The sequence below is a fragment of the Pedobacter gandavensis genome (assembly GCF_032678745.1).
Taxonomy (GTDB): domain Bacteria; phylum Bacteroidota; class Bacteroidia; order Sphingobacteriales; family Sphingobacteriaceae; genus Pedobacter; species Pedobacter gandavensis_C.
The window spans coordinates 442,908-455,539 of record NZ_JAVTST010000002.1; the positions used below are offsets into that span (position 1 = coordinate 442,908).

The 12,632-nt window shown below is 38.2% G+C and carries 15 protein-coding genes; 8 read left to right on the plus strand and 7 right to left on the minus strand.

All coding sequences use genetic code 11. From position 1 onward, the window contains the following. Positions 1 to 20: 20 nt before the first annotated feature. Positions 21 to 473, plus strand: coding sequence for an SRPBCC family protein (locus tag R2S10_RS09585; RefSeq protein WP_316840226.1), 453 nt, complete (start codon positions 21 to 23; stop codon positions 471 to 473). A gap of 109 nt (positions 474 to 582) precedes the next feature. Next, on the plus strand, positions 583 to 1,164 hold the full coding sequence (locus R2S10_RS09590) for a YceI family protein (protein ID WP_316840227.1): 582 nt from the start codon (positions 583 to 585) through the stop codon (positions 1,162 to 1,164). Between the two features lie 330 nt (positions 1,165 to 1,494). On the opposite strand, the gene R2S10_RS09595 is transcribed toward R2S10_RS09590, so the two are convergent. From R2S10_RS09595 to R2S10_RS09610, 4 genes are all read right to left on the minus strand, one after another. Continuing rightward, positions 1,495 to 2,628 carry an AraC family transcriptional regulator gene (locus R2S10_RS09595; protein ID WP_316840228.1) on the minus strand — a complete coding sequence of 378 codons (1,134 nt, stop codon included), beginning with the start codon at positions 2,626 to 2,628 and terminating at the stop codon, positions 1,495 to 1,497. Positions 2,629 to 3,079: 451 nt separating this feature from the next. Then, positions 3,080 to 3,640, minus strand: coding sequence for an HdeD family acid-resistance protein (locus R2S10_RS09600; RefSeq protein WP_316840229.1), 561 nt, complete (start codon positions 3,638 to 3,640; stop codon positions 3,080 to 3,082). A 158-nt stretch (positions 3,641 to 3,798) separates the two neighbouring features. After that, positions 3,799 to 4,005 (minus strand): hypothetical protein, encoded by a 207-nt coding sequence (locus tag R2S10_RS09605; protein ID WP_316840230.1) that lies wholly within the window; start codon positions 4,003 to 4,005, stop codon positions 3,799 to 3,801. A 155-nt stretch (positions 4,006 to 4,160) separates the two neighbouring features. Beyond that, positions 4,161 to 5,792, minus strand: coding sequence for an ABC1 kinase family protein (locus R2S10_RS09610; protein WP_316840231.1), 1,632 nt, complete (start codon positions 5,790 to 5,792; stop codon positions 4,161 to 4,163). A 373-nt stretch (positions 5,793 to 6,165) separates the two neighbouring features. Here R2S10_RS09610 and R2S10_RS09615 point away from each other — a divergent pair, with 373 nt between their 5' ends. Together R2S10_RS09615 and R2S10_RS09620 are read left to right on the plus strand one after the other, a co-directional pair. Then, the gene (locus R2S10_RS09615; RefSeq protein WP_316840232.1) at positions 6,166 to 6,933 is read left to right on the plus strand and encodes a DUF2625 domain-containing protein; all 768 of its coding nucleotides are present in this window, start codon (positions 6,166 to 6,168) and stop codon (positions 6,931 to 6,933) included. Positions 6,934 to 6,997: 64 nt separating this feature from the next. Beyond that, a complete protein-coding gene (locus tag R2S10_RS09620; RefSeq protein ID WP_316840233.1) occupies positions 6,998 to 8,734 on the plus strand; it encodes an amidohydrolase in 1,737 nt (578 codons plus the stop codon). Positions 8,735 to 8,806: 72 nt separating this feature from the next. Here R2S10_RS09620 and R2S10_RS09625 read toward each other — a convergent pair whose 3' ends face one another. Then, positions 8,807 to 9,217: a VOC family protein gene (locus tag R2S10_RS09625; RefSeq protein WP_316840234.1), complete on the minus strand. Its 411-nt coding sequence runs from the start codon at positions 9,215 to 9,217 to the stop codon at positions 8,807 to 8,809. Between the two features lie 269 nt (positions 9,218 to 9,486). Between R2S10_RS09625 and R2S10_RS09630 the strand changes: the two genes are divergently transcribed. Then, entirely contained in the window at positions 9,487 to 10,056 is a 570-nt protein-coding gene (locus R2S10_RS09630; RefSeq protein ID WP_316840235.1) for a Crp/Fnr family transcriptional regulator, read from the plus strand. Between the two features lie 66 nt (positions 10,057 to 10,122). Next, positions 10,123 to 10,485 (plus strand): DUF4260 domain-containing protein, encoded by a 363-nt coding sequence (locus R2S10_RS09635; protein ID WP_316840236.1) that lies wholly within the window; start codon positions 10,123 to 10,125, stop codon positions 10,483 to 10,485. Between the two features lie 112 nt (positions 10,486 to 10,597). Here R2S10_RS09635 and R2S10_RS09640 read toward each other — a convergent pair whose 3' ends face one another. Continuing rightward, positions 10,598 to 10,981: a hypothetical protein gene (locus R2S10_RS09640; protein WP_316840237.1), complete on the minus strand. Its 384-nt coding sequence runs from the start codon at positions 10,979 to 10,981 to the stop codon at positions 10,598 to 10,600. A gap of 107 nt (positions 10,982 to 11,088) precedes the next feature. Further along, a complete protein-coding gene (locus R2S10_RS09645) occupies positions 11,089 to 11,340 on the minus strand; it encodes a hypothetical protein (protein WP_316840238.1) in 252 nt (83 codons plus the stop codon). Between the two features lie 75 nt (positions 11,341 to 11,415). Here R2S10_RS09645 and R2S10_RS09650 point away from each other — a divergent pair, with 75 nt between their 5' ends. After that, entirely contained in the window at positions 11,416 to 11,967 is a 552-nt protein-coding gene (locus R2S10_RS09650) for a TetR/AcrR family transcriptional regulator (RefSeq protein WP_316840239.1), read from the plus strand. A 5-nt stretch (positions 11,968 to 11,972) separates the two neighbouring features. Then, the gene (locus tag R2S10_RS09655; RefSeq protein WP_316840240.1) at positions 11,973 to 12,569 is read left to right on the plus strand and encodes a pentapeptide repeat-containing protein; all 597 of its coding nucleotides are present in this window, start codon (positions 11,973 to 11,975) and stop codon (positions 12,567 to 12,569) included. Positions 12,570 to 12,632 lie beyond the last annotated feature (63 nt).

A 12,632-nucleotide genomic window follows, 5' to 3' on the forward strand; every position in this document is an offset into this window, starting at 1 on the left:
TTTTTTTAATATCAAATCATATGAAAACTAATATAGCTTTTGTAGAAGCACAAATGTTGATCAGAAAACCTGTAGCTACCGTTTTTGAGGCATTTATTGATCCGGAAATCACCAAAAACTTTTGGTTTACCAAAGGCAGTGGCCATTTGGAAACCGGAAAAAGCGTAACCTGGGAATGGGAAATGTATAATGTATCCAGTTCGGTTCTGGTCAAAGAGATCATACCCAATGAAAAGATCTCTGTAGAATGGGATCAATATTCTACCACCGTAGATTTCCTATTCGAGGAAACAGGATCGGAAACTACATATGTCACCATCAAACAATGTGGGTTCCAGACCACAGGTGATGAATTGCTTAAAGAAATTAATGGCGCTAGTGGCGGTTTTACAACCGTTCTGGATGGATTAAAAGCCTACCTGGAACATGGGATCAATTTAAACCTGATTGCCGATAAATTCACAAAGAAATAACTGCAGTCGTTTTATTCTTTTTGTTTTTCTTACCATAGGTCAAGATCAATCCTGCATTTAATCCCTTCCTTTGTCGGAAATATTTAAAAACCCTTCAAAAAATAAAACAATGAAAAGATTAATCTTAGCTGTTGTAGTCTTAGGTACTACCCTTTTTTCTTTCAAATCTAATGCACAAACGACTTGGGAAATTGACCCATCTCACTCTAAAATAGGTTTTGAAATCACTCACATGATGATTTCTGATGTAGAAGGATCTTTCAAAAACTTCCAATCTACCATCGTTTCTTCGAAACCAGATTTTTCTGATGCTGTGATTACTTTAACTGCAGATGTAAACTCTGTAAATACAGACAATGGCCAGAGAGATGAGCATTTAAAAGGTGAAGATTTCTTTGATGCAGCTAAATTTCCAACATTAACTTTCAAAAGCACTTCAGTGAAAAAAGTTGGTGGTAATAAATACAAAGTTACTGGTAACCTTACTTTCCACGGTGTAACTAAAGTAGTTACTTTAGATGCAGTATTAAGAGGATTAACTACTAACCCAATGTCTAAAAAACCTACTGCTGGTTTTAAAGTAACAGGAACGATCAAAAGAGCTGACTTTAAATTTGGTACTAAATATGGTTCAGCAATGTTAGGTGAAGAAGTTGCTTTAACTGCAAACACTGAATTCGTACAAAAATAAGATGGAATTTATACAAAAAAACAGGTTGAGATCAATTTTCTCAACCTGTTTTTTTTGGAATCAACATTTTTATATAGCCTGCAAAGGCAGATATTTCTAAAAAAAACAAGCGGCCGAAAAACTCCGGCCGCCCTGATTGAGCGTATTAAAATATCTTGTTAAATCTTATAATGCAATCCTGAGCAGAGGGTAAAGCAAATTGCTAGCTCTTTATTGATGAAGCGAAATACCACAAATTAAAAGTAAGATACAACCAATGGTTGTTTCAAAAGAGGAAATCGAAACAACATAGCCTGAGGAGAGTTCGCAAAAAAGACAACAAAAACACCCCTAAAACCCTGAATCAATAACAGTTACCTGGTTTTTAGAATATTCTTTCGGACTTATTCCTACTTTCTTTTTAAAGGCGTTAAAGAAAGTGATTCTAGAATTAAAACCGACCATTGAGGCCAGTCCTTCTATAGAATATCGATCCAAAATATGCTGATCAAGCAACTCTTTAGCATAATCAACCCTATAGTTATTGATCAGCTCACTGAAGTTCGTCTTAAATTTCCGGTTAATCAATACTGATAAAACCTTGGGAGGAATGGCAATATTTTTCGCGAGATCAATGATGGTGATCCCCTTATTAAGGAAAACCTGCTCCTCTTCGAGTGCAAATCTGAGCTTTTCTATCCAGCCATCTGCGTCTTTAATTTCTAATTCTACAGGCTCCTGCAATTGCGGATTTTCTATTTTCCGTTCCTGTTGTTGCAATTCCGGCGCTACCTGAACTTCATTGCTTAGGCTTTCAGGAACAACCTCCATCTGGTATCCATGCACCAGCTCCGGTTTAAAATTAATGTAAGCATTGAGGAATAGGATCCCCAGAAAAGCGATCAGGGAGCAGATAAATTTAGGCCCGGAATATTGATCCTGATTTTCCCCGAAATAGGTAAATAACATAAAGCAGAAATTGCTGATGATGATCGTTCCCATCACGAATAGCGAAATGAACAACCAGTTTTTCAATTGCGTTTTATGAATTGATTTCAGGAACTGAGGCTGCAACTTACCGACCAGGTAAACACTATACATGAGATATCCTAATTGGAGTACCAATCTAAAAAGATAATGAAAGGAGATCGGCGTAAACCCTGAGCCGATGTAATTCAATAAATCTTTATTATGAAATATCATTTTGGCGACGACTTGTTTTTCCGCTACCGGCAATAGGTAAAACGGAATTAAATCTATCAAATGAAGTACAGCAGGAAGAAAATGAAGGTAATCGTACTTTTTTAATCCAGACCTGTTACTGAGGGAATTTCTGATATAAAAATAAAAGAAAGGGCCATTCAGATAGATTAGAGGGCTTAAGGATCGTAATAAATGTGGCTGGTCTATAATAAAGCCGGTATCTATCCAGAGAAAATAAACCAGTAAAGAAATGTTATAGCAAAGCAGGGAGATGCCTAGCATTTTATTCTTTAGGAGCTGATTCCCGGTTTTAAAAATCAATGTCAGGCTATTGACAATGGAGAGAGACAATAAAATTATGCACAACAAGTTCATGAAAAAGCAATTATTTAGCTCTGCTCATGAAAGTATTACCCGACAAAAACACCATAAATCACAAGAGCGATACAATGTTATCAAAAAATTAATGCTTTGCCAAAGATTAAAGCCGCTTACTGATATTTTTTGCTGCGTATTTTTAATCGATTAACAGCAGAATACGCTGTATTTACCTCTTTTAAAAAACCGTATTTATAACCGAATTTACCGTATTTTAATTCCCGCTATAAATACTAATTTACTATTGTTTTCCCCCACATGCTCTTAGCAGAGCATATATAATCGTAAGGGATAATCATTCGATTATCCCTTAATTTTTATAGCAAAGCCTATAATGTCATTCTTTATATCCTGATTAATCTTTAAGTTTTCTCAATCTCAAAGAAAGGTAAACCTGAAAAATCCCGATCACAATAAATGAAGCTGCAGTATAGAAAACAATGGTCATCCCTGCGAAAATTGGGTTCCAAAGCATGATGAACGAGAAAATCAAGCCCACAATACCAATTCCCAGTAAGCTACCCCAGCTCAACACCTTTTGTTTTTTAAGTTCTATTGACCAACCTATGGCCATAATAGAACGGAATAAAATAGCAAAACCAACATAAAATGGAAGCACCAATAAAGAGATCTGTGGATTTGTGACCAACATAATACCGATTAATAAATCGACGATACCACCAGCCAGCGACCATCCCCAATTGTCCAGCGACTTACGATTGGATATCGCATATACCAGTTCCATGATCCCGGTAAAGAGAAAAGTTACCGCGAACAACATAGAAAGGGTAATGTAAGACTGTAAAGGCGTCATAAACACCCAGATCCCTACTAAAATTAAAGCAAGTCCTAATAAGCCCAGTAAATACCAATATTTAACTGTCTTTCTGATGTTTCCTAAAATTTGTGTTTCCATAGTATTGATTTTATATTTAAAATTTGATGTCGGTGCTATTCCTTTTATGTTCTTGTCGAACTCATCAAATCCAATAACCAATACGTATGGCAAGTATAAGAAAGCGTTATCAATCACAAAACAGGATTATGAAGACAACACAAAATCTCCAAAAATGTTTATGCTTTGTGAGGATTTGCCTGATCATGGGTACTCCCCATTACAGCAGAGCAATCCTTTAATCCTGATCCTGTACCGCTTATGGGCAAGAAATCATTCCCACCTATTGCCGAAATAGGGACATCATTAAGTAACGATTCCAGGAAATCACCTACATGAGTGGTTAGGTCATTCTTATATTTATCATTACGGAACTTCTTAAGCATGCAGTAAAACCTCCTTTCATTTTTTGTAACACCATGAATTAAAAACCTTTAACATCAACAATACAAGAGCTATACCAAAGGTTTACAGCGCCTTATAAAAGGAAAATCGCTTGTCAAAATTTCCTGTTTCTGACAAAAATTCAGTTCCTGAGGCTTCAGCTATTTTTCTTAAAAATCAAAGGAATAAAAATACAAAGGGCAAGAATGAAACTGAGCAATAAACCAATAACGGCCAGCGCGGGCATTCCATGGAACATTGGTGGCCGGTTTGCAGAAATCAAAATTGCCGAACCGATCAATAATCCAGATAAAAGTAGCGCCATGATCAGCCTGTTCATCAGGCTTCCCATCATTTTCCGGGTAGATTCTAATTGTGGTACTTCCTGAATCACTTTTAGCTCACCATTGTTTAACTTGCTTAAAACCGATTGGAATTCATCAGGCATGGTTTTCATCGCTTCCGTCAGTGTTCTGAGTAGGTTTAGCGCATTCTTTTTCATTTCATCGGGGCTCAGTTTCCGCAGCGCGATTTTCAGAATATAAGGCCTTAAGCTTTCTACAATATTCAAATCCGGAACCAATGCTCTGCCGATCCCTTCAATCAGTACAATACCACGAACCAGCAGGTAAAGATGATCGGGCATCAGGATTTCATTTTGATTCAAAATGGCAGAGAATTTAGTCAACACCTCTTTGATGTCCATCTCCTGCAGCGAAGCTCCTTCCAGCAGACTAAAGAAACCATGAATATCACGTTCCAACTGATTTTCATCGGTTACATTAAAGCGAAGTGCCATCCTTTTCAGGGTCATGATCAATCTTCTCGCATCCTGAGCCATGAAATGGGAGATAAAATCTTCCAGCATTTCCTTCTCAATTGGCATCATGCTCCCCATAGAACCAAAATCTATAAAAGCAATCTGTCCGCTTTCCAGGACCATCAGGTTTCCAGGATGTGGATCTGCATGGAAAAACCCATGCTCCAATACCTGGATCAGGTATAAGTCTAATCCGTTTTCTGCAATCTGAGCCGGCTTCAACTCCATCTCGATTAAGGCTTGCTTATCTGTAATTTTAGCACCTTCAATGAATTCCATACAGAGGATATTATCATTTGAAAGCTCGGGAAATACCTTAGCGAGATAAATGGATCGATGTCCTTTAAAATTTCTGGAGAAGCGCTCGATGTTGTCCAACTCATTCACAAATGATAGCTCATGAAAAATTGATTTTTCAAATGCTTCCAGTACCTCTACCAAATTTATCCTGCGAAACACTTCACTATAGCTGATCAGGACTTTGGCAATGTCTTTCATAATCAACATATCGGAAGTCACCACCTCTCGAATTCCAGGTCGTTTAATTTTCAAAATAACATCTTCCCCGGTAATCAGGGTAGCTTTATATACTTGTGAAATCGAAGCAGAGGCAAATGGAATTTCTTCTATATGTGAAAAATAGGCCTCAGGTTCTATGTTTAAATCTGTACATAGTAGTTCTCTTACTGCTATCGGCTTTGCCTCGACATTGTCCTGTAGCTTTTGCAGCTCTACAATCATCTCTTTAGGCAAAAGGTCCTCTCTGATGCTAAATGCTTGTCCGAATTTTACATAGGTGGGTCCAAGCTCTTCCAAAGTCATTCGAATCCGCTCATAAACCGTTAAAGAACTGTATTCATTGTTGTGGTCATTATTTGTATAGTTCAACAACTCCCCAAATCCATATTTCGCCAGGATTTTGACCAACGAAACGGTTCTTTTGAGTTTTTTCTTCTGATTTCCCATCATAGATTCCTGGTGTTTTTCGTTTAACAACAATCAAATATCTGGCCAGTGTTAAAAAAAATCCGGCCAGTTTTAAGCTTAGAGAAAATGAAAGCAATTCAACAAAGGGGGTAGTTGTGTCTAGGAACTGCGGCAGGTTCAGATAGGGTTCGGAAGGATTTCGGTAAGGGTTGGCTTAGGGTTCCCCTATATCAACCCTAAGCCAACCCCTACTGAACCCAGACTTCCTCCCCTTCGGCACAGCTAGCTTATAACCTTGCTTTTCCAATTCTTTATGATTCTTCAAGCCCCGACATTTTCCTCATAAGAAAACCTACATAAGCATTCCAGATTTGTACTTTATCCGCTTATCTTTGACAAAAAATATTCATAAGCTATGAAAAGCATCCTAAAAACCGCCTTCATTATCGGTCTGACTCTTTTTTCTGTAGCCAGCTTTGCCCAAAATAAAATGCAAAACCTGGATGAATTGATCAATACTACTGATCCGGCCTGGCCATTGGTTCAAAAATGGTTGGATTCGGCGAAGAATAAGGTTCAGGTATTGGAATGTGATACGGCCATGGCTAAAAATGCCTTGTATAACGCACAACTATCTACCTATGCGACCTTAGGAGCGGTCATTTACCATACTGGCGGGATCATGATCGACAATGGCTGGTTGAGAATTTTAGGTTCTGGCAGCGCTAAACTCAGTCGTTCTGTACCAGAATGGAATAAGGGGAAAAGTATCAAAGAATATGGGGATCAACCGGAATTCTATCTGGTAGCAGATGATGCGATCGGTGGTTTCTTTGCCATCAATTACGGCGCATTTGGGACAGACTTAAAAAGCGTTTATTACCTGGCTCCGAACAGTCTGAAATGGGAATCTTTAGGTTTAGGTTATACTGAGTTTCTACGTTTTTGCCTGGATGGTGATCTTTCTGATTTTTACAAAGGCTTAAGATGGTCTACATGGGATCAGTTTATTGCCAATCTGGACGGCAACAAATCTTACAGTTTCAAACCATATCTATGGACAGAAGCAGGAATGGACATCAACAAGGTATCTAGAAAGCTGGTACCCACAGAAGAATTGTACCAATTTAACCTGACTAAACAAAGAGAACTGAACCCTGCAGGGGTAATTGAAAAACATTAAAACAAATGATCTCTTAAAAATGTATAGCTATTAAGCACCAACCTGTGTTAAATAAATATACATTATGAAGAAAATATACTATTTCCAACTGCTCATTGCCGGGCTGTTGTTCAGCTGTCAAAGCAAAACAACAGGAGATAAAGGTGATGCCATTTATTTTGGCGGGCCTATTTTAACGATGGAGGATGCAGAACCTACCGCTGAAGCCATTGTGATTAAGGATGGTAAAATCCTATTTACTGGTAAAAAAGCTGAAGCCGACAAATATGTAGACGATAAAACTACGGTTCACGATTTACAAGGAAAAACATTGATGCCTGGTTTTATTGATGCTCATGGTCACCTGACCTCCAGAGCAGGTATGGAACAGGCCATAGACCTTGGTGCTGCCCCTTATGGAACCGTGAATTCGATTCCGGATATGCAGGCTACTATCAAAAAATACATCAAGGATCATCCAATGCCAGCAAATACGCCACTATTGGGTAATGGTTATGACGATGCATTAATGGTAGAGCATACCAATCCGACATTAGCAGAAATGGATGCGATTTCTGATACCCACCCTATTCTGGCGCTACATGCCTCCGGACACGTGAGTGTCGTAAATTCGGCTATGCTGAAGTTTCTAGGCATTACAGAAACCGTTAAAGATCCTCCTGGGGGGCATTATGGCCGCGATAAAAAAACTGGCAAGCTCAATGGAAAACTGGAAGAGAATGCCAATTTCATGGCTTTAAACAAATTGGTAACGATGATGCCAGTAACAAAAGTAAAACCTGGAGAAGAGTCTCAGGCTATGCAAAACCTGATGAAAGCACAGGCAGAGTGGCTAAAATATGGACAAACCACGATCTGTGATGGCAGAACGATGGGCCAAAGTATTCCACTTTTAAAAGAAGCAGCAGCTAAAAAACTACTGGTTGCCGATGTGGTTTATTTTCCGGATTACGATATGTATAAGGATAAAATCGATGATTTTAAACCAGAGTATATGAAGTATACCGATCGTTTAAAACTAGGTGGTTTTAAATTTTCTTTAGATGGTTCTCCACAAGGAAAAACCGCCTGGTTAACCATTCCTTATGTGGTACCTCCAGAAGGAGCTAGTAAAGACTATAAAGGATTTCCAGCTTTCACTGATGAGTTTGTATATAACGGTCTGAAAAAAGTTTTCCAACATGGCTTTACTGCGCAATTACACGTCAATGGTGATGCGGCAATTGATCAGGCCCTTGCTGCATTTAAAAAATTAAAAGAAGAAGGAGTTTATAAACCTGAGATGCGCGCCACATTAATCCATGTGCAAAATAGCAGACCAGATCATATCCAGAAGATTAAAGATACAGGTGTGCTACCTTCTTATTTCTCTACGCATGTTTACATTTGGGGCGATTGGCATTATACCAGTGTTTTTGGACCTGAAAGAAGCCAGTTCTTAAGTCCGGCAAATTCTGCAAAAAAAGCAGGAATTAGCTTCACGATTCACCATGATGCACCAGTAACTCCTCCTGATTTGCTCACCGCGGTATATGCCGCTGTAAACAGAAAAACACAATCTGGAAGAATCTTAGGCCCTGATGAGAAAATAACGCCATTGGAAGCTTTAAAATCAATCACGATTAATGCCGCTTACCAATATCAGGAACAGGATCATAAAGGATCGCTGAAAGTTGGTAAGCTTGCCGATTTAGTAATTCTTGATCAGGATCCTACCACAATAGATCCTTTGAAAATAAAGGACATTAAGGTGGATGAAACCATTAAAGAAGGTAAAACTGTATATAAACTGAAAATGTAAAATATTTATAGCTAAATAAAATGGGGCCTTCTATAATGGGAGGCCCCATTTTATTTATCGATCTTTTGGTACTTATTTCATAGAATGGAATCCAATAGCATTCCCTTCGCTATCCATACAAACACCACAAAATCCATATTCTCCAATTGACATTTTATCGTTCAGGACCTTTCCCCCTGCCGCAGCTACCCTTGATATTTCTGTTGCACAATCTTCACAACTAAAATAAACCAATGTACCACCAAGGCCTGGTTTAAACATCGCTGATTTCACCAGGGCACCACTGGTACCAGGAGCAGCCATATCTCCAGGAAAAGAGACCATTTCATAGGAATCTTCACCATCATTTTCTATTTCTACCCCTGCTGGCATAGGCAGTGCTACCAATTCTACTGCTAATACTGTTTCGTAGAATTTTTGCGCTCTCGCCATATCTTCTACATAAATTTCTGTCCATCCAAAAGGATTTTTTGCTGTTGCCATTGTCTTAGGTTTTAAATCATGAATAAATTTTACCAATTCTCTTAACTATACTAAGTTCAACAAATTAAGACAGATATCATGGGGCTAAACAAGACAAAATAAAGGGGTATTCAGGTCCTTTTAAATTATTCAAAAGCAAGTCAACCCAGGTATCCGCTAATATAGTGTCTTGAATACGGTCTGATTTTAATTGGTATATTTGAAATTAGGAACAAAAACTATCACAGCTTCATTTTAGCTGAATTCCAAATTTTTAAAAAGTCCGTAAATTGACAGAACTAGAAAACTATCTGCATCATTATTTCAGCATCGGACTTCATGATGGTAAAAAACTAGCAGGTCTATTTCAGGAAGAGAAACTGGCTAAGGGGGATTTCTTTCTAAAAAGTCAGCAGCAAAGTAACCGATTGAGCTTTATTCAGCATGGTCTTTTGAGGCTATTTGTGACCTTACCAGATAAAGAAGTGACACAATGGATCGCCAATAGCGGGACTTTCGTCACAGATCTTTCCGGTTTCCTTTTTCGCAACCCAAGTCGGTGGAACATTCAGGCATTAAGCGAAGTAACACTGTATACCATTAGTCATGAACAGTACCTGAATATCGGTCAGTTGATCCCGAAATGGAACGAATTTGAAAAACTGTTTATTGGCAAATGCTTTGTCAGCCTTGAAAATAGAATGTTCAATCAGATTTCTTTATCTGCAGAAGAACGCTATCAAATACTATTTGAAGAGCAAAGAGAACTGTTTCACCAGGTTCCACTCCAATATCTGGCATCTATGCTGGGAATGACACCTGAAACCTTGAGCCGCATCCGCAATAAAAAAACTTCTTGATTTTTGTCAATTACAAAGGCCTTGTTTCTACCCTACTTTTGAGCTGACAATTATAAACATCAGGTCATGAGTAAAAAAATGAGCATCAATATCAAATTGGAAGAAGCAGCCATGACTGCCATATCCATTTATTTCCTTTCCCAACATTCCCATGGTCTTTCCTTATGGATCTGGATCCTCCTGTTTTTCAGTCCGGATATCTCGATGATTGGTTATTTGTTCGGCACAAAAACCGGAGCTTTTACTTACAATATCATTCACCACAGAGGTATTGCGCTGGTTTTACTTGGAATAGGAATTTTTAGCCAACAGGAAATATGGATTTCAATTGGTATCCTGCTGTTTGCCCATGCATCATTTGATAGAATGCTTGGGTATGGATTAAAGTACAATGATGATTTTAAACACACCCATTTAGGCAGTATCTGATAAGAGGCTGTCGCCAAATATTTGGCATCTAAATTAGATTTAGCAATGCCTTATAAACATCAAACCCAGGCCGATTTAGAATGCAATCTGCCTGGGTTTTAAATGCTATAATTTAAGAATTCTCAGCCCTGAATGTATTGGACATTAATTTTCTTGGACGCTTCGTTTTAAAGGGTTCAATGCTTGTTGCATTGCCTTGTAATTCCTGAGATTGAAATCTGTTCTCTCTCATTGTTCTTGGTTTCTCTGCTCTATCTTCATCAGCTAGTTTAACAGTGATCTTTCTACCTTTATGTACCATGCCATTGATGGCAGCAATTGCTCTGTCGGCACCAGCTTGGTCCTCCATTTCGATAAAACCAAAGCCTTTATGTCTCTGGGTAAATTTATCGGTAAGCAAATGTACACTCTGTATTGTTCCGTGGATGCTGAAAATATCAATCAGTTCAGCTTCCTGTATATCTAGTGAATACCCCACCACAAATAATTTAATCATGCTCTTATTTAAAGCTGCAAATTTAAGCTTTAATCCTCCAATAAAAGAAATTGTCTGTGGCTAATGCAAATAGTCTGCTAAAGCGGGAATAAAAGAATAGCAGGGTATTACTTAAGGCAAGGAATTCCATTTTCATCAAAAACCTCTATCAATAAGGCCTTTACTCCTATGCATTCCAGGCTTTCGACAAGGTCAGACCCGAGATCTTTAGCGCAAACTACCCGCAAGATCTGGTCACAATCCTCCAAATCAACAGACCAGTCTGAGATCTCAGAAAAAGTAGCAACTACCTGATTAATATGCTGCAGGTCAATTGGTGTATTGATTACTGTGGATAGAATAATAACGTGTCTGGGCATAAGAGAGAACTTATTGAGCTAACAAATGTATAAAAATAACTTGCAAACAAACCAATCGGTCGGTATCTTTGTGTCATGGAAAATCCATATAAAAGAAAAAAAGATCCGGAAGCAAATAAGCAACTGATTCTAAATACTGCTGCCGAGATTGGTGCCACAGCAGATTGGCATCAAGTTACCTTCCAGGCGATCTCTGATCAAACGGGATTGAGCAAAGGGGGTATCATCCATCATTTCCGCAATAAAGAAGAATTATTGGAAGAACTCGTACGCCAAAGTCTTCTTGAACTTACTAATTCAATTATCGCAGAAAAAAGAACCTTAGGAAATAACATTGCTCCTATCGCTTTTCTACGCTTTGTGATCAAAAAGAGCGGTGATTTGCAATACAGGAGAACAATGAAAGTTATTTTGCAAGCCGCACTGGTCAATGAGCATTATAAGAAAATGTGGAATGATTGGTTTACTGAACACATCGCATCTGGATCTATTCAAGACCTGGATGTGAACAGTCAGATTATAATGTTAGTTGCCGATGGACTTTGGTTTGCAGATAACCTAAGCCTCTACAACATCACTGAAGAAAATAAAGAAAACATCGTCAATAGATTACTCCAATTAAAATAGGTTCTATGAACAATTCCAACGAAACTACCCTCCACGAAGGAAAAACGTTTACCAATATCAATTATGCAGAAAAGCGGTTAGAAAACCGGGAGTTTATCAAATGTGAATTTGTAAACTGCGACTTTTCTAATAGTGATCTAAGCCACAATGATTTCATGAATTGCCATTTTAAACAATGTAATTTCTCCCTTACCATAGTGACTGGCACTGGCTTCAAAGATGTTACTTTTACTGGCTGTAAGGTATTAGGGATAGATTTTTCAAAATGTAACAAGTTCTTATTTTCGTTCATTTTTGAGCAGAGTCACCTGGATTATTCTACATTTTATGGAACAAAGCTCAGGAAAACGAAGTTTACAGACTGCTCCCTAAAAGAGACGGATTTTGAAGAAGCGGATTTGACTTCAAGCACATTTGATAACTGTGACCTTTCAGGGGCAACTTTTGTAAGGTCTGTTTTAGAAAAAACGGATTTCCGTACGGCAAGGAATTTCAGCCTTGATCCTTCGGTGAATAAAGTAAAACAGGCGAAGTTTTCCGCCTTAAATCTTTCCGGATTACTTTATCAATACAACCTGGATATTGATTACCATGGTAATTAATTGTAATATCTTTTTATCTCAGGCAAAACCTTAAAGCAAAAAAGCGTCCTGATTTTCATCAGG

Bases quoted from the DNA above. Each gene is read 5' to 3' on its own strand.
- R2S10_RS09625 (WP_316840234.1), bottom strand. From the start codon at position 9,217: ATGGCAACAGCAAAAAATCCTTTTGGATGGACAGAAATTTATGTAGAA.
- R2S10_RS09640 (WP_316840237.1), bottom strand. From the start codon at position 10,981: ATGATTAAATTATTTGTGGTGGGGTATTCACTAGATATACAGGAAGCT.
- R2S10_RS09635 (WP_316840236.1), top strand. From the start codon at position 10,123: ATGAGTAAAAAAATGAGCATCAATATCAAATTGGAAGAAGCAGCCATG.
- R2S10_RS09605 (WP_316840230.1), bottom strand. From the start codon at position 4,005: ATGCTTAAGAAGTTCCGTAATGATAAATATAAGAATGACCTAACCACT.
- R2S10_RS09600 (WP_316840229.1), bottom strand. From the start codon at position 3,640: ATGGAAACACAAATTTTAGGAAACATCAGAAAGACAGTTAAATATTGG.
- R2S10_RS09655 (WP_316840240.1), top strand. From the start codon at position 11,973: ATGAACAATTCCAACGAAACTACCCTCCACGAAGGAAAAACGTTTACC.
- R2S10_RS09615 (WP_316840232.1), top strand. From the start codon at position 6,166: ATGAAAAGCATCCTAAAAACCGCCTTCATTATCGGTCTGACTCTTTTT.
- R2S10_RS09595 (WP_316840228.1), bottom strand. From the start codon at position 2,628: ATGCTAGGCATCTCCCTGCTTTGCTATAACATTTCTTTACTGGTTTAT.
- R2S10_RS09620 (WP_316840233.1), top strand. From the start codon at position 6,998: ATGAAGAAAATATACTATTTCCAACTGCTCATTGCCGGGCTGTTGTTC.
- R2S10_RS09610 (WP_316840231.1), bottom strand. From the start codon at position 5,792: ATGATGGGAAATCAGAAGAAAAAACTCAAAAGAACCGTTTCGTTGGTC.
- R2S10_RS09650 (WP_316840239.1), top strand. From the start codon at position 11,416: ATGGAAAATCCATATAAAAGAAAAAAAGATCCGGAAGCAAATAAGCAA.
- R2S10_RS09645 (WP_316840238.1), bottom strand. From the start codon at position 11,340: ATGCCCAGACACGTTATTATTCTATCCACAGTAATCAATACACCAATT.
- R2S10_RS09585 (WP_316840226.1), top strand. From the start codon at position 21: ATGAAAACTAATATAGCTTTTGTAGAAGCACAAATGTTGATCAGAAAA.
- R2S10_RS09590 (WP_316840227.1), top strand. From the start codon at position 583: ATGAAAAGATTAATCTTAGCTGTTGTAGTCTTAGGTACTACCCTTTTT.